Consider the following 23,621-nt stretch of genomic DNA (forward strand, 5'->3'; position numbering starts at 1 on the left):
GCAGGGAATTCATCCTCTGAGGTTCGCTACAGCCAGGCGTCACTGGCGGTCGTGATCGGCTTGAGCCCCGTGATTGGCCTCATGTCGCGGTGGATGGCCAGCATGCTGATCGAGCAGGCCCTGGGGGAAGGGGATCCGACAGCCGACTGTGGGGGGGCGTGCCACCAGAGTCGATAGTCCATCTCGAAAAGCCGCTGGATCAAATCAGCGGATTTCTCCGCATGGTCGTTCTTGATGTACATGATCGGCCGACAGCGCTTGATGGTCTCGGCGGCTCCTTCCAGGACGGCGGCTTCGTCCCCCCCCACGTCGAGCCTGATGAAATCCACCCGGTCCAGCTGGAAATCGTCCAGTCTGCCCAGGGGGACCACCTCGCCCTCCTCGGCGTCATCCCCGGTTCTCCCGTCCAGATCGCCGGATTGGGAGTCACCCAAGGCGCGGAGCTGGCATTCGCCAGTGCAGGGACCCAGAGCCATGGCATAGGTGACGGCGTTGGGAATGCTGTTGAGCACGAGGTTCGCACAGAGGTTTTTGTACAGAACCGGCTGAGGCTCGAACGCGACCACGACCCCGCCGGAACCCGCGAGCTGGGCCAGGGGCACCGTGCGGGTACCGACACTTGCCCCCACATCGAGGACGATGCTCCCGATGCCGACGAATTGGCTGAACAGCTGAAATTCCTCCTGGCTCAATTCCCCCGTTCCGGCCATGGAAGGCGCCCCGGGTTGGCCCCCCACCGGAACGAGCATCCGGCCGTATCGGGTCTCCCGAAGGTCGACGGAGGGCGGGAATGGCCGGATGGGGGAGGTTTTCGCAGGGGGTTCGGATGGGCTCCCCGGCAGGCCGAAACGCTGCTGGACGAGCGACAATCTCCGCCCCATCTCGGCACTTCCAAAGCCCAAAGCCCGGATCTTCTCCAGGCGCGGCAGAGCCGTGGTTCCGGTGTAGTAGGACGAATAGGACCCGAGGCGTTCGATTTCCTCCAGAATGGCCGCCAGCATCCAATTGTCGACGGAGGGCCCGGTGGCGAGGAGGTCAAACCGTCCTCCTGGAGCCAGGAAGGGTTCGTCCAGTTCCAGGCGATTGCGATGGACGATGCGGTCGAGCAGCTGCTGGAGTGCCTGCACGGCACAGGCCCTGTACCCGAAATCCCGGGCGACGCGCGCGAGGCTGGCGAGCCGCATGTTGGAGGGGTCGCGCTCGCACAGGGCGCGCAACGCGCGAAAGCTCTTTTCCAGCGACGACACGCGCTCGGTCAAAGGAAGAGACGGATCTTGGCACACAGCATACTGAGCGAGGGCCGCCTCCACCTCGACGCTATTTCCAGCTGCCGCCGTCGCTTTCCAAGATTCAAGCAGTTGGGCTCCATAGGGGAGGACAGCAAGGCTGGACCGCCAATCATGGGTCCTCCCGGAGGCCGTCCTTCCGACAGCTTCTTCTGAACCAGCGCCGGAGGGGGCCGGGCCTCCAAAGGCGGCTGCGGGTACGAGGAACCCCTGCCCAGCGAGGGATCGCGCACGATCCTGCTTGCAGCAGTACAGATTCAAAAGGTACCCATCCTCCATGGATTCGGCATCGATGGGGACAAGCACATTGAGCCCGGGGACCAGGCGATATGAGTCATATCCGAGCGCGGTGAAGTGATGGATCAACTCCATGTGTACTGTGTCACCAGCTCGTATTTCATACTGAATCAAGGGTGAGAGCCGATCGAAGAAATGCTTGCCACCCTCCAAAATATTGGACTCTTCACCCTCTGCATCAATCTTAATGAACTCAATGTTTAACCAATCATTTTCGTTCATGCAATCATCAAGCGTGACAAGCTTCACGACCTCAGTGGCCCCGGCATGTTGGGGATCCTGCGTAAGGGCATTGAGCTCCGAATTGGCATTCAGGCTTAAGCAGGCGGTCCCACGAGCTTTGGAGAGAGCGCTGCGCTCGAGGACGACATTTGAAACGTGGTTGACGGCCATCGATTCGGCAAGAAACCCCGCGGTGGTCGAGGCGGGTTCGAAGGCCCATACGCAACCGGTTGGACCGACGGTCTTGGCCATGGACAGGGTGTAGGTCCCGTAGTTTGCGCCAATGTCAATCACCCTCTGGCCTGGTTGCAGCAACCTGCGGAGGAATTTGATGTCGTCCTCGAACCAGTCCTGCTGCTCTGAGAGCACATAGGTCGTGATTAAATCCAGCGAATCTGGCACCACGATTTTCACGCCATCAACCATGGTGTGGATGACCTTGGGCGGCCCTTGCACGGCTTCCCCATGCAGTGCCGGCCGAGTCAGCGCCTGGAGGTAAGGCTCACCGAGTTTGGTACCGGTGCGCCTGTCGTGCTCATTCAAGAGGAAGAGCGCCACATCGGGGCTTCCGTACAGGGCGAGGAAGATTGCCATTTTCTGCAACTGATCGGAAGTTAGGGCGTCGAGATGGAAAAGATCGCGGATGAAAATGGCGTCCGCCCACATCTGCTGGTTCAAATGGTTGGTGTCGTTATTGAACACCAATGGCTTGACCGTGCGCCCGGCCCCGCCGATGAACTTGTGGAAGGTGAAGCCCCGGCTGCGGAGGAATGCATCTACGTCGCCGAAGAGGGGCTGTCCCAGGTACAGCGGAACAAATTCGACTTCGCAAACAATGAACAGGACATCCTGCAGAACCGCGGCCGCGCCCTGCAGGGCCTCCAACTCGGCTCCTTGGATGTCCATCTTGATGAAGTCCACGCAGCCGATGGCCTGCTCTTCCACAAATTCATCGAGCGGCACCGTATCGATCGAGCTGGTCTTCTTCAGCCGCATGACGTCAAGGTTATGAAACAGATCGGCATATCGCTCATCGGGGGGGAACAACGAGCCGCACATCGAGTGGACGGTTTCGTAGAAAGGGCGCGTTTCCCTGCGTTTTGCCACGGCGGTGGGATAGTAGCGGACGCCTCGAGGCGCCTTGCGGTTCAGTTCGCTGCAGAGTTCAGCATCGGGTTCAAAGGCGACCACCTTCGACTTCGCCCACTGATCGAGCAGAGCGTGAAACGGCTCGCTCTTGGAGTCGATCGGTAAAGCCCCAAGTTCCAGCATGGTGAGCTCAAGGTCCCCTCCTGCCTTCTTGAGTAGATCGGAGAGCATGGTCATTCCTTTCCCTGGGCGTTGCGGCTTTGGTCACCGTGTATAGCACAACCAAAACAAGACTGGTCCCAACCCGCGGTCCTCAAGAATCCACCATCTTCCGATAGGCGTCCTCCAACCCCTTCGTGAACCGAGCTCGATCGCACAGAGGCGAGTTTGCGACAACCATCCTGAGATGTCCGCGCAGCTCGGCGAGTTGCCCCCGGTCCTCTGAAAAGGCCGCCGCGAGCGAGACGAATTCGTCGGCGGAGGTGGTTGCCAGACCCGCAAGCCCCACGGCCGTCAAGATGGTGTATCCGACCCGGGCGGCGTGAAGGCCCCCGACCAGGGAAATGACCGGAACCCCCATCCACAGGGCCTCGCACGTGGTCGTGGTGCCGTTGTAGGGGAAGGTGTCGAGGGCGATGTCGACCTTGCCGTAGGCGGCAAGGTGCTCCCGGGGGTTTGCCAGAAGACCCGAAAACGAGATGCGCGAGGCATCGATGCCCCGCTCGGCAAATCGCCCGCGGAAGCGGTCACAGACTTGTGTGTCGGAAAACGCGCGGGCCTTGATGAACATCCGGGAATCAGGCACAGCGGCGAGGACGCCGGACCAGAGGTCAAGGGTTTCATCCGAGATCTTTGCAGACTGGTTGAACGAGCCAAATGTGATGAACCCGTTTGCCAAAGCCGGCAACGGAGCGATGTCGGGAGAGGCGGCGTTGGGTGTGTAGCAGAGGAAGGGGGCGGGAAGCCGGATGAGCTCCTCGGTTGCGAAAGCTTCGCTGCCTTCCGGGTCGGTGTGGGCATCGACCATTCGAAAATCGATGAAGGGACAACCCGTGGTGGCCGGATATCCCAGATAAGTGGCTTGGATGGGGGCCGGACGGAAGGCGAAGATGCCGATGCGACTTCCGGAGGTATGTCCTCCGAGGTCGACCAGGATGTCGATCTGGTCCGCCTCGATGCGCCCGGCGGCCTCGGCATCAGAGCAGGTCGAGAGATCCACGAAGTGCTCCGCCAATCGGACGAAGTTCTCGGTCATCCGATCAGGGGCATGTGTCAAGGAATAGCAGAACACTTCGAATGCCCCGCGGTCGTGCGTGCCAAGGATCCCCAGCAGGAAGAAGGCCACCGAATGCCCTCTGAAATCGTTCGAAACGTAGCCGATGCAGATCCGCCGCCCGGCAGTGTCCTGCAGGGGCTTCCGGGCAGCCGAGGCGATGGGGGCGCACAGCATTTGATGGACTTCGGCAAGGCCCAGGCCATCGGTGCAGGCGTAGTTCAGGTGGAGCAGCAGGTTGTTCCTGGCTGCCGAGTCATCGGGCGCGAGGTCGAAACCTCGTTGCAAGGCCTCGATCCCCTCGCTGATCAGTCCTTGATCCGCAAGGGCCACGCCAAGATTGACCCATGCCGTGTGGAAATCAGGCTGCCTGGTGACGATGCGGCGGAAGGTATCCGCCGCGGCGCAGGTATTGCCCAGATTGACCTGCGCCCCTGCGAGGTTGGTGAGGGCCGCGATGGAATCCGGACGGTATCGCAGGGCCGATGAGAACTGGTCTCGCCCCTTTTCAAACCGGGAACAGTGCATGAGGGCCGTCCCGAAATTGAAGTGGATCTGGAAATCTGACTCCCCGGCAGCCACCACCTCCGCATAGGCTTCGACCGCCTCGCTCCATCGCCCGGATTCCACCAGTGACTCCGCCTTCGCGGCTCGTCCATTGTGCTGATCCATCGGGTCCTCTTCGGCAGTTTAGCCAAACCAAGAATGGGTGGGGGAAAGGGCCATGTCCTGGTGGCGGTCGGGACTGGGGATGGATGGGACGTCCCTGCGAAGGCCGATCGATCATGGCCCTCGGGGATCGCATTCAAGAAGCAGGCCACTGCATGGCCGCGGAATTTGGGTGAAACTTGACCAGCGATGGTCACGAGGATGGGGTTGCGGGCCCCCGCGATTGCCCGGCCCGGGCCAGTTTGGCCACTCTGCGGGCTCAGATCATCAGCCGGTGGGACTGGTTTTGGGAAGGGGGTCCGAGTCCGCGTTTGGGTAGCATTTGCCGCCCAGGTGGATTCCAGATACTCCCAAACCGACCCGAGCCCAGAGGGCCGTCCTGAAGTCAGGGACGGACGGCTGGCGGCCGATAGGAACAGTGGATGTCCATGCCATGACCCTCATTCCCAATTCCCCAGGCGCCCCAGTTCAGTGCGAGCCGCCGGCCGTCCCAGAGCACATGGTGGTGTTGCTCCTGGAGGGAGGACAGCGCGTCCTGGTGAAACTCGAGGAGGCCATCGCTTCCGACGATCCGAGGCTGAAGGCCCACTTCACCAAGAAGATGCTCGCGATCCTCGACGAACTCCGCCGGCGGCTGAATCATGACCAGGGCGGGGACCTGGTGGACAACCTCGACCGCCTCTACGACTGGTGGCACCGGGAGATCCTCTTGGCCCGGAGCAATGGGGATGTCGAACGGCTGAAGCGCGTCCATGCCCAGATGGGTGACATGCGCCAAGCCTGGGAATACGTGCTGTTCCAAGGTGAGGGGATGTCCGAGAGCCCCGAGCTCTAGCCCCCCGGAACGGCCCACTCCCTGGGCCCGCCGACCCCCAGAAGAAATGTCTCCCGGCTCGGTCAAGTGCTGACTCCGGGTAGCCGATAGGAGGGGATCTGCGCGCAGAGCTCGTCGGGCTGTAAAGCGGATCGCTCACTACCCCCATCAGCACTTCCCGGAGGCCGTCATGACCGGTCCATGCGCCCGCACTGTCGCATCCTGCCTTGGCCTGTTTGCGGCTTCCCTGGTCGCCTCCCCCTCGGGCACCCGCGTCGAGGAGGCCGCCTCCAATGCCCGCCGGATGGCCGAGGTGCGGGCCCACCAGGAATTCGGTCAAGGCCTGGATGACCGGCACACCCTGAAGGCGTACCGAACGGAGGCCCTGGCTGACGGGGCTGGCTCCATCCGGTTCCAGCAGTACTATCAGGGGGTCCGCGTGCTGGGGGGGGAGCTGATCCTCCATCAGGTTCCCGGGCGGAGCCATGAGGCGGCGGCCGATGCCCTTGTCCGTGACCTTCAGATCGCCTCGGACCCGAGCCTCGAAGTGCACGAGGCCCTGGCCATCGCCCATGCTGCGGTAGCCCCCAGGAGCACCTACCGGGTCGCGCCTACGGCGGAGCTTGTGGTCTTCCCTGTCACGCGGCTGGTGCCGAGGCCCGGGATCAAGGATCCGAAGAACGCCGAGGATTTCAAGGAAGTCGTCCTCCGGCACGAGCTGGCGTATCTCATCCACGTGGAGCTTGAGCAGGGGGAGGACACCCGCCACGAGGATCTGCTCGTCCAGGCCCACTCAGGGGGCATCCTCCGGCACTGGTCCACCCTGCACACCGCGGCCCACGAAGGCGTGGGGAAGTCCGAATACAGCGGCAGCGTGAAGCTGAACACGAACACGGTCGACGGGGGGTTCGAACTGCGGGACCTGGGCCGCGCCGGCAACTACACCACCAATATGAATGGTGGCACCTCGGGTAACGGGTCGGTCTACACCGCGTCGGTGGACGCGTGGGGCGATGGCCTCAACTACAGCGCCGGCAACGGCAGCACCTCCGCCAACGGGCAGACCGCCGCCGTGGATGCCCACTATGGGATGCAGGTCACCTGGGACTTCCTGACCAAGGTGATGGGGCGGAATGGCATCGACGGGACCGGCCGCACCGTGTTCAGCCGCGTCCACTACAGCGCGAGCTATGACAACGCCTTCTGGTCGGACGCCTGTTTCTGCATGACCTTCGGGGATGGCAGCATGTTCAAGACCCTGACGGCCATGGACGTGGCCGCCCACGAGATGGGCCATGGGGTCTGCGCCACCACCGCCAACCTGGCCTATGTCGGCGAGAGCGGCGGACTCAACGAGGCCAACTCCGACATCATCGGGACCATGGTCGAGTTCTACGCACTGGGTGCGCAGGGCCAGGGAACGGTCATTCCCGACACGGGCGGGAACTGGACCATCGGCGAACTGCTGGAGACTGCGAGCTTCCCGACCCCGCTGCGCTACATGCAGAAACCGAGCCTCGATGGCCGCAGCCCCGATGCCTGGAGCTCGAACCTGGCCAGCCTGGACGTCCACTTCAGCTCCGGCCCCATGAACCGCGCTTTCTATTTCCTGAGCCAGGGCAGTTCCTCCAGCGCTTCAAGCTCCGCCTACAGCAGCTACCTGCCGGCCGGCATGAGTGGCCTCGGCAACGACCGGGCCATGCGCATCTGGTGGCGCACGCTGACCACCCGTCTCACGTCCTCCAGCAACTACCTGGCCGCCCGCAACGGCGCCATCGCCGCCGCCAAAGAGCTTTACGGGGCTGGCAGCACCGAGGAAAAGGCCGTCTGGAACGCGTTTGCGGGCATCAATGTCGGCTCGGCCTGGAAGGATACCGATGCATCGGCGCCGAGCGTGACCCCCAAGGTCAGCGGTACCTCGGGCGTCCTGACCTTCAGCGCGACGGCCACGGACAACGTGGGCGTGACCAAGGTGGAGTACTACGTCAACAACGCCCTCAAGGGCAGCGCGACGGCCGCCCCCTACAGCTTCGGCTTCGTATCGACGGCCCTGGCCAATGGCAGCTACAGCCTGGTGGCCAAGGCCTACGACGCCGCCGGCAACGTCGGCACCTCCGCCGCGGTCCCCTTCACGATCAGCAATGCCGATACGACGGCCCCGACGGTCACGGCCACCGTCACGGGGACGGGCACCTCCAGGACCTTCACGGCGACGGCCACGGACAACGTCGGGGTCAGCCGGGTGGAGTACTACGTGGATGGCGCCCTCAAAGGCAGCGCTACGGCTTCCCCCTACACGGTCTCCTTCGACGGCACGACCGTGGCCAATGGCAGCCACAGCCTGGTGGCCAAGGCCTATGACGCCGCCGGCAACGTCGGCACCTCGGCGGTCGTCGCCTTCGTGGTGGACACCGTGGCGCCGAGCGTGACCCCCAAGGTCAGCGGCACCTCGGGCACCCTGGCCTTCAGCGCGACGGCCACGGACAACGTGGGCGTGACCAAGGTGGAGTACTACGTCAACAACGCCCTCAAGGGCAGCGCGACGGCCGCCCCCTACAGCTTCGGCTTCGCGTCGACGGCCCTGGCCAATGGCAGCTACAGCCTGGTGGCCAAGGCCTACGACGCCGCCGGCAACGTCGGCACCTCAGCCACCGTCACCTTCACCATCGACAATGACAAGACGGCGCCGAGCGTGACCCCCAAGGTCAGCGGTACCTCGGGCGTCCTGACCTTCAGCGCGACGGCCACGGACAACGTGGGCGTGACCAAGGTGGAGTACTACGTCAACAACGCCCTCAAGGGCAGCGCGACGGCCGCCCCCTACAGCTTCGGCTTCGTATCGACGGCCCTGGCCAATGGCAGCTACAGCCTGGTGGCCAAGGCCTACGACGCCGCCGGCAACGTCGGCACCTCCGCCGCGGTCCCCTTCACGATCAGCAATGCCGATACGACGGCCCCGACGGTCACGGCCACCGTCACGGGGACGGGCACCTCCAGGACCTTCACGGCGACGGCCACGGATAACGTGGGCGTGACCAAGGTGGAGTACTACGTGGATGGCGCCCTCAAGGGCAGCGCCACGGCTTCCCCCTACACGGTCTCCTTCGACGGCACGACCGTGGCCAATGGCAGCCACAGCCTGGTGGCCAAGGCCTATGACGCCGCCGGCAACGTCGGCACCTCGGCGGTCGTCGCCTTCGTGGTGGACACCGTGGCCCCGAGCGTGACCCCGAAGGTCAGCGGCACCTCGGGCACCCTGGCCTTCAGCGCGACGGCCACGGACAACGTGGGCGTGACCAAGGTGGAGTACTACGTCAACGGCACCCTCAAGGGCAGCGCGACGGCCGCCCCCTACAGCTTCGGCTTCGCGTCGACGGCCCTGGCCAATGGCAGCTACAGCCTGGTGGCCAAGGCCTACGACGCCGCCGGCAACGTCGGCACCTCAGCCACCGTCACCTTCACCATCGACAATGACAAGACGGCGCCGAGCGTGACCCCCAAGGTCAGCGGTACCTCGGGCGTCCTGACCTTCAGCGCGACGGCCACGGACAACGTGGGCGTGACCAAGGTGGAGTACTACGTCAACAACGCCCTCAAGGGCAGCGCGACGGCCGCCCCCTACAGCTTCGGCTTCGTATCGACGGCCCTGGCCAATGGCAGCTACAGCCTGGTGGCCAAGGCCTACGACGCCGCCGGCAACGTCGGCACCTCCGCCGCGGTCCCCTTCACGATCAGCAATGCCGATACGACGGCCCCGACGGTCACGGCCACCGTCACGGGGACGGGCACCTCCAGGACCTTCACGGCGACGGCCACGGACAACGTCGGGGTCAGCCGGGTGGAGTACTACGTGGATGGCGCCCTCAAAGGCAGCGCCACGGCTTCCCCCTACACGGTCTCCTTCGACGGCACGACCGTGGCCAATGGCAGCCACAGCCTGGTGGCCAAGGCCTATGACGCCGCCGGCAACGTCGGCACCTCGGCTGCCGTCGCCTTCACCGTGTCGAACCCTGCGGCCACCACGTTCCAGGAGACCGAGTCGAACGACACCACGGCCACGGCCAATGTGGTCGCTTCCACGGTCACCAAGGTCACCGGGGCCATCTCCACGAGCCAGGATGTGGACACCTTCGCGATCACGCTGGTGGCGGGTCAGAGCGTCCTGCTGACCCTGACCCCGCCCCCGGGCCTGATCTACGGCATGAACGTCTTCCAGGGGGTTGCGGCCCAGGGGATCCAGGCCGGGAAGCAGCTGACCTCCTCGGGCTCGACGGTCGTCCGCATTCCGCCGCCGCCGCCATCCGCGACCGAGGTCAAGGTCTACATCCAGATCTACAGCCCCAACGGTCAGTGGAGCGCTTCGCCCTACAGCCTCACCATCCAGCGATGAGGCCCGGACCTCGCCGGGTCCAGGCCTAGGCGGTCCCGAAAAGCCTGTCCCCGGCATCGCCCAGCCCGGGGAGGATGTAGCCCTTCTCGTTGAGCTGGCGGTCCACTGCCCCGACCACGATGGTGAGGTCGGGGTGGTCGCCCTGGAGCCGCTCCAGGCCTTCGGGCGCAGCCAGGACGGATACGAGCGCGAGATTGACGGCACCGGCGGCCTTCAGCTGCCGCACGGCTTCGGAGGCGCTGCCCCCGGTGGCGAGCATGGGGTCCAGCACGAAGACAGGGCGCGCTTCCAGGAGTGGCGGGAAGTTGCGGTAGTAGGGGACGGGCACGAGGGAGTCGTGGTCGCGATAGAGGCCGAGGTGTCCGACCTTGGCGGTGGGCAGCAGCCTGAGGAAGGACGGGAGCAGCCCCAGACCGGCCCGGAGGACCGGCACCAGCACTGGATCGAGAGCCCTGAGGCGGAGCGTGCCGGTGCGCTCGAGCGGCGTCTCCACGACGACGGACTCGGTGGGAAGGGCCCGAGTGGATTCGATGGCCAGGATGAGGCCGACCTCTTCGATGAGCGCCCGGAAGAGGCTTCCGGGGGTCTTGCGGTCCCGGATGAGGGAGAGCTTGTGGTGGACGAGTGGATGATCGACGACATGGATGGTCATGGTCTTGGCCTCCCGGTGCTTCCGGCTGGATCCCGGGCGGCCCAACGCCGCGCCAGGACTGGAATGCGCGAGTAGAAGGTTAACAGGCTGGAGACCTGCCGAAGGGCACGAAGCGAGCCGGCCGGAAGCCGGACTTCGCCGGGTCGATTGGACCCTCCCATCTCTACGACCGGAGCTCGACCAGATTCCGCGAAGGTCGCTGAAAACGGCTGCTGGTGCGGGTTTCGGCGGATGTCACGCATGGAAACCCTGCGACTTTTCCCCCGCGGCCGCGTCAACCTTTGGGTGCTGGCGGTGCAGAATTCAGGTTCGGGCACTCGGGGACGAAGGGGATCTGGATGGGGAGGTAGCGACAAAAAAAATGAAGATTTTTCATTTTTCTCTGTTGACCTCATCCAGATCGCTGGTTTCATGTTGAATCAGAGGAAAAACAGACCATCATCTTCCCCATAGGGCCAGCAGCGAGGTATCTGAGATTTGGAGAGTGGGAAATGCTAAAGAAAGTCGCCATCTTCAAGGCCCTGGATGTGGAAATCAAGAAGCAGAGGGGCCCCGTGGCGGTTAAGGATGCTTACAAGGGGCACCACTCCCTGAAAGAAGAGCTCAGCCAGCCTGGAATCACCATCTTGGGTGAAGTGGCCGGGGGCGATCCGGGCCGTGGCCAGGTGCGGGAATCCTACAAGGCCTCCACCCACGCCAAGAGCTTGGCCGAAAACGGCGCCCGGGCCCTCTCGGTCGCCACGGACAAGTTCCTCTATTTCGGCGAGGACAAGCACCTCTCCGAAGTGCGCAGTCAGGTGAAGCTGCCCCTGATCCGGCGGGAGTTCATCTTCGAGGAGTACCAGGTCGAGGAGAGCAAGATCCTGGGGGCGGATGCGATCTTCCTGATGCCCGCGCTGCTGGGCCAGGAGCGCCTGCAGACCCTTCTCAAGTTCGCCACCAGCAAGGGTCTGGACGTGGTGGTCGAAGTGACCTCCGAGGCGGAATTGCGGCGGGCGGTCGATGCCGGCGCCGACATCATCTGCGCCGTGGGCCGGAACCTGGATACCTGGGAAGCCTCCTGGGACCAGGCCGTCGCACTGGTCAAGAAGGTCCCCAAAAGCTGTCTCAAACTCGTCGAGGGCGGCGTGCACCGTCTGGAGCAGATCAAGCAGGTGGAGGCCCTGGGCGTCCACGGCCTGCTGATCGGCGATGCCCTCCTTGATGACTACTATCCCGGCAAGCGCCTGGCCCAGATCCTGGCCGGCGTGGAGCCCCCGAAAAAAGCCGCGAAGCCCAAGGGCAAGACCGGCTCTGCCGCTGACGCGGCGCTAGCCCCCACGGCCGCACCGGCGGCCAAGGAACGCGTGTCCACCCCGCGGAAAGACACGGCCCAACCAGGCACGAAAGATGCTAAGGGCAAGCCATCTTCCCGCACGACCCCTTCCAACCCCGCCCAAAAGGGCGTAAAGGAGCCACCCATGGCCGAAATGACCAACCCGGTCGCCACCACCGAACCCGTCGCCGCCAAGAAGCCGGCGAAGAAGGCCGCCCCCAAGAAGAAGGCTGCCGCCAAGAAGCCCGCCGCCAAGAAGGCCGCGCCGAAGAAGGCCGCCGCCAAGAAGCCGGCCGCCAAGAAGGTCGTGAAGAAGGCCGCGCCGAAGAAGGCCGCCGCCAAGAAGCCGGCCGCCAAGAAGGTCGTGAAGAAGGCCGCGCCGAAGAAGGCCGCCGCCAAGAAGCCGGCCGCCAAGAAGGCCGTGAAGAAGGTCGTGAAGAAGGCCGCGCCGAAGAAGGCCGCTGCCAAGAAGCCGGCCGCCAAGAAGGTCGTGAAGAAGGTCGTGAAGAAGGCCGCGCCGAAGAAGGCCGCCGCCAAGAAGCCGGCCGCCAAGAAGGTCGTGAAGAAGGCCGCGCCGAAGAAGGCCGCCAAGAAGTAGGCCCAAACGGCACACATAACCTGGCTAAGATCAGAGGGGCGCGATGGCGCGCCTCTCTGAGCCGGGTGCCCACATGCTTACCATCGACCGTGTTTCAGCCCTCGAAGTGCTCGACAGCCGTGGGAATCCCACCGTGCTGGCCAGGGTGCAACTTTCCGATGGGACCACCGGTCAGGCCATCGTCCCCTCCGGGGCTTCGACGGGAAGCCGCGAGGCGCTTGAGCGTCGCGACGGGGACAAGAAGCGTTACCTCGGCAAGGGTGTCCTCGGGGCCGTCGACGCCATCAATGTAGAACTGGCCCAGGCGCTGCAGGGGATGGATCCCTTCCAGCAGGCCGAGCTCGACGACTTGATGTGCGATCTGGATGGGACCGAGAACAAGGGCCGTCTGGGCGCCAATGCCATCCTGGGGGCCTCCATGGCCCTGGCGGATGCCGCGGCCAGGGCCTCCCGCCTGCCGCTCTACCGCTACCTGGGGGGGGCCACCGCCCGCCTGCTCCCCGTGCCCATGATGAACATCATGAACGGCGGGGCCCACGCGGATAACAACGTGGACATCCAGGAGTTCATGGTGCTGCCCGTGGGGGCGCCGGACTTCCGGGAGGCCCTCCGATGGGGTGCCGAGGTCTACCATGCCCTGAAGGGCGTCCTGAAGGCCCGGAAGCTGGCAACGGGCGTGGGGGACGAAGGCGGATTCGCCCCGAACCTGGGTTCCAACGAGGAGGCCCTCGAGTTGATCGGCGAGGCCGTCAAGAAGGCCGGGTTCAAGCTGGGCAAGGACGTCTTCCTGGGCCTGGACTGCGCCGCCAGCGAATTCCACACGGGCAAGACCTACGCCCTGGACGGGGCCCACAAGACCCCGGCCCAGCTCGTGGAGTACTACCAGGGCCTGGTGTCCCGGCACCCCATCATCTCCATCGAGGATGGGTTCGCCGAGGGCGACTGGAAGGGCTGGAAGGCCCAGACGGACGCCATGGGGGCCAAGACCCAGCTGGTGGGCGACGATCTCTTCGTGACCAACCCCGCCATCCTGGCCCGGGGCATCAAGGAGGGCGTCTCCAACGCCATCCTGATCAAGCTCAATCAGATCGGAACCGTCACCGAGACCCTGCGGGCCGTGGACATGGCCCACAAGGCGGGCTACCGGGCCATCATCAGCCACCGCAGCGGCGAGACGGAAGACACCTTCATCGCCGACCTGGCCGTGGCCACCGGGGCCGGCCAGATCAAGACCGGCGCCCCCTGCCGCACGGACCGGGTGGCCAAGTACAACCGCCTGCTCCAGATCGAATGGGAACTGGGCGCTTCGGCCCGCTACGCCGGCCGGGAGGCCTTCGGATCCCGCCTGAACTAGGAGGTCCTCTGGCATGAACGCCAACTGGCTCTTGAAGTCCTCCACCCTGTGGAGCGTGCTGGGGGCCTCGGGGTTCCTGTCCCTGATGGCCATGCTCTTCTCCCAGGGGGGGCTTCCCGAGTTGCGCCGCCGCGAGGCCGAGCTGCAGGCCGCCCGGGCCCGGCTGGTGGAGCTGAACCACCGCAACCGCGAGTTGATGGAGGAGGTCCAGCGGCTCGCGGCGAAGGACCCTGAGCTCATGGAGGCCCTGGCCCGTCGCCAGGGCTATGCGCGCAAGGGTGAGACCGTCTACACCTTCCGGAACCGGGAACGGTAGCTTGGAACTCCGTCTCGCCTCCGCCTCGGGCAATGTCTTCGGCTACCTCTGGGCTGACGAGGCTAAAGACTGTTCAGGCGAGGATTATGCAAAAATCCTCTGCCCCAGGGGTCATGGCTTCGGTTTAGATGGCCTTTTTTTGATGCAAAGGCCGGGAGCGGGGCCTTGGGTGCTGGAGCACTGGGATCCGGATGGATCCAAGTCCTTTTGTTCCAATGGAAGCAGGGCGTCGCTGGCCATTCTGGGAGCCCCCTCCGAAGCCCGGGTCGAGGTGATCTCCAGCGGCGAGTGGATCCTGCTCCGCCGCGCAGGTGAAGAGGTCGGCATCCGCATGCCGCAGGGGGACGGCTTCGGCATGCGTGCGCTTCCACTGCCGACGGAACTGCCTGCGGGCTTCGGATGGATCGGCAATCCGCAGCTCGTGCTGCGCGTGCCGTCGGTCGCGTCGGTGGACCTGAAGGCCTTCGCGCCGCCGCTTCGCCACCACGCGGCGATCCCCGGCGGCACCAACGTGAACGTGGTCGAGGTCATCGCTCCCGGCGAGGCCAGGATCCGCTCCTGGGAACGGGGCGTGGAAGGAGAGACCCTCTGCTGCGGAACCGGCAGTGCCGTCGCCGCCGCCTGGCTCGCGAGCACCGAGGGCATTTCCTCCTGGCGTCTCCACACCGCCAGCGGCGAGGTGGTGAACGTCGAGCTCGATCTGGCCGCAGAAGGATCGTGGCGGGAATTGTGGCTTTCAGGTCCGGTGCGCAGGTTGGGCACTGTGCATCCAGATCCCTCGCTCTTGCTGCGCTTGGGACGCTGATCACACCAGCGCTTCGCCGTGGAACCCGACCTGCTAGACTGGCGTGTTCCACACCCGAGGGGATGCCGAGATGCGTGGTTTGGCCAGCGCCTGGATGACGATGGGGATCGCCTGATGCGCGCCCGGGTGGTGGCCTTGGCGAACCAGAAGGGCGGCGTGGGGAAGACCACCACGGCCATCAACCTCGCGGCGTCCCTCGCGATGATGGAGAAGATGGTGCTCCTGGTGGACTTCGACCCCCAGGGCCACAGCACGACTGGGCTCGGCTTCCCGAAGCCCGACCACCGCGCGGGTTCGTACGCCCTGATGAAGGGCGCCCCGGCCGAGGCCCTGCTGCTCAGTACCGAAGTGCCCATGATGCAGGTGATTCCCGCGGGCAAGGACCTCGCCCAGCTGGAATTCGAACTCTTCGAGCTGCCTCAGCTCCAGGTGCTCAAGCAGGGGCTCGCGCCTTTGATGGACAAGTTCGACTACATCCTCATCGATCCTCCGCCCAGCCTCGGCATGATCACCTTGAACGCCCTCACCGCTGCGGACGAGGTCATCGTGCCCATGCCCTGCGAGTTCTTCGCGCTGGATGGCCTGGCGGAACTGACCGAGACCCTCCGGCGCATCCAGTCCGGTCCGAATCCGCGGCTCCAGCTCGGCGGCATCCTGCTCACCATGGCCGAGGAGCGCACCAACCTCGGCGCGGCCGTCGCCAACGAAGTGCGCCACGCCTTCCCCGGGAAGGTCTTCCAGACCATGATCCCCCGGAACATCCGGCTCGCCGAGGCGCCCAGCCACGGCAAGCCCGTGGCCTTCTACGATCTGCGCTCCAAGGGCGCCCAAGCCTACCTCAGCCTGGCGAAGGAATGGCTGGGCCTGGAGATCCTCGCGAGGAGGGAAGCCTGATGACCCTGTTGAAGCGACCGGCCCTCGGCCGTGGACTCACCTCGCTCATGAGCCAGATGGCTCCCGAGGACGGCGGCCAGCGGGAGCTGCCCCTGGGCAGCATGGTGCCCAACCGGGCCCAGCCCCGCACGCACTTCGACGAGGCTGCCCTGGTCGAACTGGCCGAGAGCCTGAAGCAGCACGGGATGGTCCAGCCCATCGTGGTGCGCAAGGTGGGCGACCAGTACGAGATCATCGCCGGCGAGCGCCGCTGGCGCGCCGCCCGGAAGGCCGGCCTCGCCATGGTCCCCGTGGTGATCAAGGAGGTTCCCGACGACCGCCTGCTGGAGATCGCCCTGGTCGAGAACATCCAGCGGCAGGAGCTGAACCCCATCGAGGAGGCCACGGCCTACTGGCAGCTGGGTGAGCACCTGAGGCTGACGCAGGAGCAGGTGGCGGACCGGGTCGGCAAGTCCCGGCCCCAGGTCGCCAACACCCTTCGATTGCTTCGGCTGCCCGCCGAACTCAAGGCCGAAGTGGCCGAAGGACGCCTGAGCACGGGGCACGCCAAGGTGCTGCTCGGCGTGCCGGACCCCCGCCTGCAGGAACAGCTGGCCCACGAGGTGGTGCAGTCGCAGCTCAGCGTGCGCGCCCTGGAGGCGCGGATCCAGCAGCTTCAGAAACAGACCAAGGCCAAGGGCCGGAAGAAGCACCCCCAGGAGCTCTTCATCAAGGCCGCCGCCGAGGAGCTGACCCAGTCCTGGGGCACCCGCATCGAGATCAAGGCCAAGGGCAAGACCGGCACCCTGGTCATGCACTACGGCAGCGAGGGCGAGCTGGACCGTCTGTTCGAGGCCCTCAAGCATGGCCCGGCGAAGCGCCGCTAGACAAGTTAGGAGTCCCCATGTCGTCCTGGTTCGTCAAGAAGCGTCAGCAGAAGACCGCCGTCGAAGAGAAGACCGTCCGGGTCCCCGAGGGTCTCTGGATCAAGTGCGAAGCCTGCAAGGAGTTGATCTACCGCAAGGAGCTGGTCAACACCCACAACGTCTGTCCCAAGTGCGGCTACCACTTCCGCATCGGCGTGGACGAGCGGCTCGAGAACCTCATGGATGATGGCTGGACCCCCCTGTTCGGCAACCTCCGCAGCGCCGACCCCCTGGGTTTCGTGGCCATGAAGAGCTACAAGGACCAGCTGAAGAAACTCGATGAGGCCGGCCAGACCGAGGATGCGGTCGTGGTGGTGGAGGGCACCCTCTCGGGGCACCCGGTGGTGAGCGCCATCATGAACTTCGACTTCCTCGCCGCCAGCATGGGCAGCGTGGTGGGCGAGAAGCTCCGTCTGGGCGCCGAGCGGGCCCTGGAGAAGCAGTGCGCCTACCTCATCGTCAGCTGCAGCGGCGGCGCCCGCATGCAGGAGGGCACCCTGTCGCTCATGCAGATGGCCAAGGTGAGCGCGGCCCTCGCCAAGCTCGACAAGGCGGGCCTGCCCTACCTCAGCATCCTGACCGATCCCACCACCGGCGGCGTGAGCGCCAGCTACGCCATGCTGGGCGACCTGAACATCGCCGAGCCCAAGGCCCTCATCGGCTTCGCCGGGCCCCGGGTCATCGAGCAGACCATCAAGCAGAGTCTGCCCGAGGGCTTCCAGCGTTCGGAATTCCTGCAGGCCCACGGCATGGTGGACAAGGTCGTCAACCGCGACCACCTCAAGGACTTCATCGCCGCCTGCCTGGCGTGGATGATGCCTACGCCCAGGGACTGATGAGCGGGGCTTTCGAACCCGTCCACATCCCGCGCCTCCAGGAGCGGGGTCATCTCGGCATCAAGTGCGGCCTCGAGAACATCCAGGCCCTGCTCAATGGACTGGGCCGACCCGACGCGGGCTTTCCCGTGGTGCTCATCGCGGGCACCAACGGCAAGGGCAGCACGGGGGCCTTCCTGGCCCACATGCTCAGGGCCGCCGGCTTCGTGGTGGGCTGGACCACCTCACCCCACCTGATGGACGTCACCGAGCGCATCTGGGTGGATGGCGAGCCCATCGGGGAAGGGGCCCTGGACCTGCTCCTGGGCGAGGCCTTCGAGGCCGAGGTCCAGGCGGGCCTTCAGGCCACCTACTTCGAGTTGATGATCACGGCCGCCCTCTCGGCGTTCCGCATGACCGGCGTGGAGGTGGCCCTGGTGGAGGTGGGCATGGGCGGCCGCTGGGACGCCACCAATGCTACGGAGCCCATCCTGACCGTGCTGACCACCGTGGGGCTGGACCATCAGCAGTACCTCGGCGACACCCGCGAGGCCATCGCTCGGGAGAAGCTCTGCACCGCCCGCGACGGCCGACCCCTCGTGCTGGGACCGGGCCTGGACCCCGAGTGGATCCGCCCGCTGCTGCCCTGCGCCCCGACCCTGCATCCGGCTCCCCGCCTGGGACCCGTGGACATCCGCTGGGACCACTCACGGGTAGAGGGGAGGCGGGTGGGGCTGGCCGGCCTGCACCAGCTGGACAACCTGGCCACGGCCTTCGAGGCGATCCGCCAGCTCCAGGCCCTGGGGTTTCCCGTCCCGGACGAGCGGCTCTGGACGGGCGTGGCCGAGACCCGGTGGCCCGGTCGGCTCTGGAAGGTTCCGGAGCTGGAGGCCGTCTGGATGGACGGCGCCCACAACCCCGATGGCGCCCGCGCCCTGGCGGATCACGCCCTGGCCTGCGGGGTGCGCCCCCACCTCTACGTGGGCTCCATGGGCGACAAGGACCTCGCCGGAGTGGCCCGCGAACTGAAGCGGATGCGACCCCTCTCCGTGACCTTCGTGCAGGGGGACGCCCCGCGTTACGCCACCCATGCCGAACTCGGGGAGGCCTGGGGCCTCGAGGCCCCTCTGCTGACGGTGCGGGAGGCCGCGGTCCACCTGCGGGCCATGGCCGAGGCGCCCCGCCTGGTGACGGGCTCGCTCTACCTCCTGGGGGACCTGCTCCGGGAGCTGGACATCCGGCCCTTCTGAGAGTGCCTAACTAAGGGTCCACCCCGCCTCCTGCCGATGAGCACCCCATGCGGCGTCTGCTCCTCAGCCTCGGATTCGCCGGTGCCCTCGGCGCCCAGGTCCCCCTCCACATCGTGGCCGTGGAGCGGAGGGGGCTCCCGCCCTTTGAAGCAGCGGACCGGATCTACCGGCTGGATGGCGGGCAGAACCAGGGCCTCCGCGTGGGTGACCGTCTGCTCGTGAAGCGGAGCGGCGAGCCCCAGGCCATCGGCCACCTCCGGGTGGTCGAGGTGCGCGGAGACCAATGCGAATCGCACTTCGAGCCGAAGGGATCCACCTACCCCATGAAGGGGGATCTCGCACTCCGCGAAGAGCTGAAGTGGTTGCCTGTGCCAGGGCCATTGAATGTCGACCCGCTGCCCAGGGCCCTCCATCCCGCCGTCTCGCACGAGGCGCCGCCAAGGGAGGGGCTGCTCTTCTTCCTGCCCCAGCAGGCAGAGCTGAGCCCGGCGGGACTGAAGAAGCTGGAGGCATGGGTCAGTGACTGGGGCGCCGAGGGGCGATGGGCCGTGCAGGTGCCTTCGGCCAAGGCTCTGCCCGCGGCCCTCCAGAAGCGGAGGGCGGAGGCCCTCCTGGCAGCCCTCCGTTCGCTGGGCGTGGCCGAGGCCAAGCTCGAGACCCTGCCGAGAACGGCCGAAGGCAGGTACGACCCGGCCTGGATCCGCCACTGGGACTAGGCGCTAACCTGAATCCATGTCCACTGGTTCAGCCCGCGCCGTCGCCCTCGCCTTGGCCGCCAACGGCGGCATCGCCCTGTCCAAGTTCGCGGTGTTCCTCCTCACGGGCAGCTCCAGCCTGCTGACCGAGGCCATCCACTCCACCGCGGATTGCGCCAACCAGGTGCTGCTCTTCATCGGCATGAAGCAGGGCGCCAGGCCCCCGAGTCCCAGGCACCCCCTGGGCCATGGCCAGGCGGCCTTCGTGGCCAGCTTCCTGGTGGCGCTGCTCCTCTTCACCGTGGGCGGCCTCTACTCCCTGGTGGAAGGCGTGCACAAGATCCGCCACCCCGAGCAGCCGCATCACCTGGGCTGGGCCATCGGGCTCCTGCTCCTGGCCATCGGACTGGAGGGCTGGTCACTGCGGGGCGCCCTGCGGGCGGCGGAGCCTGAACGCCGGGGCCGCTCCCTCCTGCGCTACTTGCAGCGCTCCAGCAGCACGGAGCTGGTGGTGGTGCTGGCCGAGGACATCGCCGCACTGCTGGGCCTCGTGTTCGCCCTGGCCGCCGTGCTGCTCACGCTGCTGACGGGCAACCCGGTGTGGGATGGCGTCGGCAGCGTGGCCATCGGCCTCCTGCTCATTGGCGTGGCGGCCTTCGTGGGGGTGGAGGTGACGAGCCTGCTGATGAACGAGGCACCGCCCCTCGCCCTGCGGGCGGCCATCCGGACCGCGGTGGACGAGGACCCCGCCGTGGAGCACGTGCTGAACCTGGTGGCCGTGATCGTGGGCAGCGAACGCCTGATGGTGGCCCTTCAGGTGAAGTTCCGGGAGCAACCCAGCGGCACGGCCCTGGTGGAGGCCATCAACGCCCTGGAGCGCCGGCTCCACGAGTGCTTTCCGCAGATCCAGCATCTCTTCGTCGAACCCGATCTGGACTGATCAGGGCAGCTCGGAGGCCCCCAGGCGGAAGGTCTGTCCGAGCGCGCCGTAGTTGGGCCCGGCCACCGAGGCCAGTCGCGAGATCGGCGTCCAGCAACTGGCGTCGGCGCAGTCATGCTCGGTGCTCCAGATGCGCTCGGCGGCATGGGTGACCAGGACATCCAGGAGGACGAGGGTGCTGGCGGGGCCCAGTTCCAGCTCGCGGTTGAGGCGGCACTCCAGGGCCACGGGGGCGTCCTTGAGGCGGGGAGGCACCACCAGGTCCGCTGCCTCGGTGGTGAGCCCGAGGCGCTCCACTTCGCTGATGTCCGGGTCCACCTCGGCGGCGCTGGCGTGGAGGGCCTCCAGCAGGGGCAGGTCCGCCAGATGCACCACGGCCTCTCCGGAGGTCCGCAGGTTGTGGTGGGTGTCCTTCAGGGAGCCGTCCTTCCGGCGGCCCAAAGTGATGGCCAGCATGGGTGGCCCGAAGATGCCCATGAAGCTGCTGAAGGGGGCGAGGTTCACCCGGCCCGATCCGTCCATGGTCGTGATCCAGGCGATGGGCCGCGGGATCACCAGGCTGGAGAGGATGCGGTAGACGTCACGCTTGGGAAGGGCGGACAGGTCGCGACTGATCATGGTCATTCCCCGATCACCTTAATAAGGATGCGCTTGTCCCGGCGGCCGTCGAACTCGCCATAGAAGATCTGCTCCCAGGTCCCGAAATCCAGGCGTCCCGCAGTAATGGCCACGACCACCTCTCTGCCCATGAGTTGGCGCTTGTGGTGGGCATCGCCGTTGTCCTCTCCAGTCCGGTTGTGCAGATAGCCGCCCTGGATTGGATCGGTCCCTGCATTGAAAGGGGCCAACTTCTCCAGCCAGCGCAGGTAGTCCTGCTTGAGGCCCGATTCCTCGTCGTTGATGAAGACGCTGGAGGTGATGTGCATGGAGTTCACCAGGCAGAGCCCCTCCTGAATGCCGCTCTCCCGGACAGCAGCAACCACCTCCTCCGTGATGTTCACGAAGCCCGAGCGGCTGGGGAGGTGGACGGTGAGGACTTTCCGGTGGCTCTTCATGGGCGAAGCATAACCAAAAACCCGGGCCGGAGCCCGGGTTCGCAGCATGGGTGGCGTGGGCTCAGTAGCCGGCGATCTTGAAGTCGTCGAAGTTGACCCGGTTGGCGCTGCCGTCGGTCTTGCGCAGCTCGAAGCGGATGGCTCCGGGGACATTCACGGTGAAGGTGGCCGTGGCCAGGGTGGTGGACGAGGTGGTCACGGACGTTCCGGCCTGGGTCCAGGTGGTGCCGCCGTTCACGGAGTACCAGAGGCCCCAGGTGGCGTTGCCATCGGTTCCGTACTTCCCATGCTTGACGGTCACGGTCTTGGCCCCAGTGGCGAAGCTGAAGCCCATGGTGACCTTGCCGCTGTTGCGCACCCGGACGCTCTGGGTGCCGACCTTGGGGTCTGCGGTGGTGTTGCCCAGCAGGGCGTCGTCCAGGGTCCAGGAGCCGGTGGCGAGGGAGACGGCGCCCGTGGCATAGGCGCTCTTGGTGCCGGTGTCGAAGGTCTCCGAGAGGCTGGAGCCGGCGCTGGCCGTGAAGCTGGCGGCAATGGTGTGGTTCGCCGTGACGGCGGTGAACGTGTAGGTCCCGATGGCACCCTGGCTCACGCCGTCCACGGTGACGGCGCCGATCACGTAGCCTGCGGACGGGGCGATGGAGAAGGTCTGGCTGCCACCGTTCGCCACGCTCACGGCTCCGGCCGGGGTGATGGTGCCACCCGTCCCCGCGCTGGCGGTGACGGTGAAGGCCGCGGCGTTCACGGTGATGGTGCGGGTGGCCGAAGCCGACTTGCCCTGGTTGCTGGTGGCGGTGAAGGTGGCGACGTAGGTGCCGGCGGTGGCATAGGTGTGGGCGACGGGGCCCAGGACCGCGGCGCTGGTGCCATCCCCGAAGGACCAGCTGTAGGTCATGGTGCTGCCGTCGGCGATGCTGGCGCTGCCCTGGAAGCTGATGGAGCCCCCCGCGGTGATGGTGGTGTTCGAGGCCGGGGAGGCGATGCCCACCACGGGCGTCGGGGCCACGGGCCCCGCATCGCCCGCGAGGTAGGCCACGGCGTTCATGAAGAAGGCCCGGTTGCTGTTGATGGTGTAGCTGTTGTGGAGGGACTTGCCGGAAGTGGTGGTGGTGCCGTCGTCACTGGGAGAGCTGTCGCTGAGGGCGACCACGCGACCCGCTCCGACCGTCGACGTGACGATGAAGCTGCCGGTGTCGCCCGCGATCCCCGTGTGGAGGATCTCCCGGACATTGGGGTTCTGGGCGGTGTTGGGGGACAGGTAGGCGAAGCTGTGGAAGTCCATCAGGCTGAGCGTGCCGTAGGCGCCGTGGATGATGGCCTGCTCGGCGGGGCTGGTGCCCGTGGCGAAGGCCGTACTGGTGGTGTTGGCGAGGGCGTCGCCGGGCCCGTGCCCGACGATGAAGGTGAAGCCGTAGGGGTTGCCGCCGTTGACGCTGACGAGGTCGTTGAAGACGGTGAAGGCGTCGGTGCTGCCGGGCACGGAGCTGGTCACGCGGCTGGCGCCCTGGTGGTTGCCGATGATGAAGAGGCCGCCGCCGCTCTGGACATAAGAATAGATGGCCTGCTTCTCGGCGGCCGTGAAGTAGACGTAGCACTCGGGGAGCACGTGGGCGGCGTACTTCGAGAGGTCCTGGGCGTTGGTGGTATCGCCATAGGTGATGCGCCCCCCCGGCGGGAGGGTCTCCACGGCGTAGCCGGCCTTGTTGAGGTCGAAGCCGAAGGCGCTGAGGCCGCCGTTCCAGGCGGTCTCGGTGGTGGGGTTGGCGGGGGAGGGGATGGGCTCGCTGGCGGAGCAGATCACCCACTCGGCGCTGGTGCCGCCATCCTCGTGCTTGGTGTGGTTGAAGAGGATCTTCTTCCCTGCGGCCTGGGCGAGCACGGAAGCGGCCGCCAGGAGGGCGCAGAGCGCGAATCTGAGGAAGGACATGGTCACCTCGTGAAGGGGATTGGGGGAACCCCATTCCACCCCAGGCACGGATGAATGCGA

Annotated in this window: 18 protein-coding genes; 12 read left to right on the top strand and 6 right to left on the bottom strand. The window is 66.0% G+C overall.

Annotated elements, in window-relative coordinates; translation table 11 throughout:
* Positions 1-26 precede the first annotated feature (26 nt).
* Positions 27-3,125, bottom strand: coding sequence for an FkbM family methyltransferase (locus QOZ81_RS00505; RefSeq protein ID WP_291203236.1), 3,099 nt, complete (start codon positions 3,123-3,125; stop codon positions 27-29).
* 82 nt (positions 3,126-3,207) lie between these two features.
* Positions 3,208-4,839, bottom strand: a complete 1,632-nt coding sequence (locus QOZ81_RS00510; protein ID WP_291203233.1) for an O-linked N-acetylglucosamine transferase, SPINDLY family protein — start codon at positions 4,837-4,839, stop codon at positions 3,208-3,210.
* 430 nt (positions 4,840-5,269) lie between these two features.
* On the opposite strand from QOZ81_RS00510, the gene QOZ81_RS00515 reads away from it, so the two are divergent.
* Positions 5,270-5,671: a flagellar export chaperone FliS gene (locus QOZ81_RS00515; RefSeq protein WP_300715210.1), complete on the top strand. Its 402-nt coding sequence runs from the start codon at positions 5,270-5,272 to the stop codon at positions 5,669-5,671.
* Between the two features lie 169 nt (positions 5,672-5,840).
* Positions 5,841-10,040 (top strand): Ig-like domain-containing protein, encoded by a 4,200-nt coding sequence (locus QOZ81_RS00520; protein ID WP_300715212.1) that lies wholly within the window; start codon positions 5,841-5,843, stop codon positions 10,038-10,040.
* Positions 10,041-10,065: 25 nt separating this feature from the next.
* Here QOZ81_RS00520 and upp read toward each other — a convergent pair whose 3' ends face one another.
* On the bottom strand, positions 10,066-10,692 hold the full coding sequence (upp, locus tag QOZ81_RS00525) for a uracil phosphoribosyltransferase (RefSeq protein WP_291203225.1): 627 nt from the start codon (positions 10,690-10,692) through the stop codon (positions 10,066-10,068).
* Between the two features lie 491 nt (positions 10,693-11,183).
* Here upp and QOZ81_RS00530 point away from each other — a divergent pair, with 491 nt between their 5' ends.
* The 10 genes from QOZ81_RS00530 to QOZ81_RS00575 all read left to right on the top strand — a co-directional run bounded on the left by QOZ81_RS00530 (position 11,184) and on the right by QOZ81_RS00575 (position 20,579).
* Complete coding sequence (locus QOZ81_RS00530) at positions 11,184-12,605, top strand: indole-3-glycerol phosphate synthase TrpC (protein WP_300715215.1); 1,422 nt, start codon at positions 11,184-11,186, stop codon at positions 12,603-12,605.
* A 73-nt stretch (positions 12,606-12,678) separates the two neighbouring features.
* Positions 12,679-13,959, top strand: coding sequence for a phosphopyruvate hydratase (eno, locus tag QOZ81_RS00535; protein WP_291203219.1), 1,281 nt, complete (start codon positions 12,679-12,681; stop codon positions 13,957-13,959).
* 13 nt (positions 13,960-13,972) lie between these two features.
* Positions 13,973-14,275, top strand: coding sequence for an FtsB family cell division protein (locus QOZ81_RS00540; RefSeq protein ID WP_291203215.1), 303 nt, complete (start codon positions 13,973-13,975; stop codon positions 14,273-14,275).
* Between the two features lies 1 nt (position 14,276).
* The gene (locus tag QOZ81_RS00545; RefSeq protein WP_291203212.1) at positions 14,277-15,080 is read left to right on the top strand and encodes a hypothetical protein; all 804 of its coding nucleotides are present in this window, start codon (positions 14,277-14,279) and stop codon (positions 15,078-15,080) included.
* Positions 15,081-15,194: 114 nt separating this feature from the next.
* Positions 15,195-15,974, top strand: coding sequence for a ParA family protein (locus tag QOZ81_RS00550; RefSeq protein ID WP_291203209.1), 780 nt, complete (start codon positions 15,195-15,197; stop codon positions 15,972-15,974).
* A complete protein-coding gene (locus tag QOZ81_RS00555; protein WP_291203206.1) occupies positions 15,974-16,840 on the top strand; it encodes a ParB/RepB/Spo0J family partition protein in 867 nt (288 codons plus the stop codon). The genes QOZ81_RS00550 and QOZ81_RS00555 overlap by 1 nt, the downstream gene beginning before the upstream one ends.
* 17 nt (positions 16,841-16,857) lie before the next feature.
* The gene (gene accD, locus QOZ81_RS00560) at positions 16,858-17,715 is read left to right on the top strand and encodes an acetyl-CoA carboxylase, carboxyltransferase subunit beta (RefSeq protein WP_291203204.1); all 858 of its coding nucleotides are present in this window, start codon (positions 16,858-16,860) and stop codon (positions 17,713-17,715) included.
* On the top strand, positions 17,715-18,944 hold the full coding sequence (locus QOZ81_RS00565) for a bifunctional folylpolyglutamate synthase/dihydrofolate synthase (RefSeq protein WP_291203201.1): 1,230 nt from the start codon (positions 17,715-17,717) through the stop codon (positions 18,942-18,944). Before accD ends, QOZ81_RS00565 begins: the two co-directional genes overlap by 1 nt.
* A gap of 47 nt (positions 18,945-18,991) precedes the next feature.
* A complete protein-coding gene (locus tag QOZ81_RS00570; RefSeq protein WP_291203198.1) occupies positions 18,992-19,660 on the top strand; it encodes a hypothetical protein in 669 nt (222 codons plus the stop codon).
* A gap of 16 nt (positions 19,661-19,676) precedes the next feature.
* A complete protein-coding gene (locus QOZ81_RS00575; protein ID WP_291203195.1) occupies positions 19,677-20,579 on the top strand; it encodes a cation diffusion facilitator family transporter in 903 nt (300 codons plus the stop codon).
* Here QOZ81_RS00575 and QOZ81_RS00580 read toward each other — a convergent pair whose 3' ends face one another.
* The 3 genes from QOZ81_RS00580 to QOZ81_RS00590 all read right to left on the bottom strand — a co-directional run bounded on the left by QOZ81_RS00580 (position 20,580) and on the right by QOZ81_RS00590 (position 23,561).
* On the bottom strand, positions 20,580-21,197 hold the full coding sequence (locus QOZ81_RS00580) for a flavin reductase family protein (protein WP_291203192.1): 618 nt from the start codon (positions 21,195-21,197) through the stop codon (positions 20,580-20,582).
* Between the two features lie 2 nt (positions 21,198-21,199).
* The gene (locus QOZ81_RS00585) at positions 21,200-21,634 is read right to left on the bottom strand and encodes a secondary thiamine-phosphate synthase enzyme YjbQ (protein WP_366083010.1); all 435 of its coding nucleotides are present in this window, start codon (positions 21,632-21,634) and stop codon (positions 21,200-21,202) included.
* Between the two features lie 61 nt (positions 21,635-21,695).
* Positions 21,696-23,561, bottom strand: a complete 1,866-nt coding sequence (locus QOZ81_RS00590; RefSeq protein ID WP_291203186.1) for a PKD domain-containing protein — start codon at positions 23,559-23,561, stop codon at positions 21,696-21,698.
* Between the last annotated feature and the right edge of the window lie 60 nt (positions 23,562-23,621).

This window comes from Geothrix sp. (assembly GCF_030219325.1).
GTDB lineage: Bacteria > Acidobacteriota > Holophagae > Holophagales > Holophagaceae > Geothrix.

Excerpts from the sequence above, each read along its gene's own strand:
- QOZ81_RS00550 (WP_291203209.1), top strand. The coding sequence starts at position 15,195 with ATGCGCGCCCGGGTGGTGGCCTTGGCGAACCAGAAGGGCGGCGTGGGG.
- upp (WP_291203225.1), bottom strand. The coding sequence starts at position 10,692 with ATGACCATCCATGTCGTCGATCATCCACTCGTCCACCACAAGCTCTCC.
- QOZ81_RS00590 (WP_291203186.1), bottom strand. The coding sequence starts at position 23,561 with ATGTCCTTCCTCAGATTCGCGCTCTGCGCCCTCCTGGCGGCCGCTTCC.
- QOZ81_RS00555 (WP_291203206.1), top strand. The coding sequence starts at position 15,974 with ATGACCCTGTTGAAGCGACCGGCCCTCGGCCGTGGACTCACCTCGCTC.
- QOZ81_RS00515 (WP_300715210.1), top strand. The coding sequence starts at position 5,270 with ATGACCCTCATTCCCAATTCCCCAGGCGCCCCAGTTCAGTGCGAGCCG.
- QOZ81_RS00570 (WP_291203198.1), top strand. The coding sequence starts at position 18,992 with ATGCGGCGTCTGCTCCTCAGCCTCGGATTCGCCGGTGCCCTCGGCGCC.
- QOZ81_RS00540 (WP_291203215.1), top strand. The coding sequence starts at position 13,973 with ATGAACGCCAACTGGCTCTTGAAGTCCTCCACCCTGTGGAGCGTGCTG.
- QOZ81_RS00520 (WP_300715212.1), top strand. The coding sequence starts at position 5,841 with ATGACCGGTCCATGCGCCCGCACTGTCGCATCCTGCCTTGGCCTGTTT.
- QOZ81_RS00565 (WP_291203201.1), top strand. The coding sequence starts at position 17,715 with ATGAGCGGGGCTTTCGAACCCGTCCACATCCCGCGCCTCCAGGAGCGG.
- QOZ81_RS00510 (WP_291203233.1), bottom strand. The coding sequence starts at position 4,839 with ATGGATCAGCACAATGGACGAGCCGCGAAGGCGGAGTCACTGGTGGAA.
- QOZ81_RS00585 (WP_366083010.1), bottom strand. The coding sequence starts at position 21,634 with ATGAAGAGCCACCGGAAAGTCCTCACCGTCCACCTCCCCAGCCGCTCG.
- QOZ81_RS00580 (WP_291203192.1), bottom strand. The coding sequence starts at position 21,197 with ATGATCAGTCGCGACCTGTCCGCCCTTCCCAAGCGTGACGTCTACCGC.
- eno (WP_291203219.1), top strand. The coding sequence starts at position 12,679 with ATGCTTACCATCGACCGTGTTTCAGCCCTCGAAGTGCTCGACAGCCGT.
- QOZ81_RS00505 (WP_291203236.1), bottom strand. The coding sequence starts at position 3,125 with ATGCTCTCCGATCTACTCAAGAAGGCAGGAGGGGACCTTGAGCTCACC.
- QOZ81_RS00575 (WP_291203195.1), top strand. The coding sequence starts at position 19,677 with ATGTCCACTGGTTCAGCCCGCGCCGTCGCCCTCGCCTTGGCCGCCAAC.
- QOZ81_RS00530 (WP_300715215.1), top strand. The coding sequence starts at position 11,184 with ATGCTAAAGAAAGTCGCCATCTTCAAGGCCCTGGATGTGGAAATCAAG.
- accD (WP_291203204.1), top strand. The coding sequence starts at position 16,858 with ATGTCGTCCTGGTTCGTCAAGAAGCGTCAGCAGAAGACCGCCGTCGAA.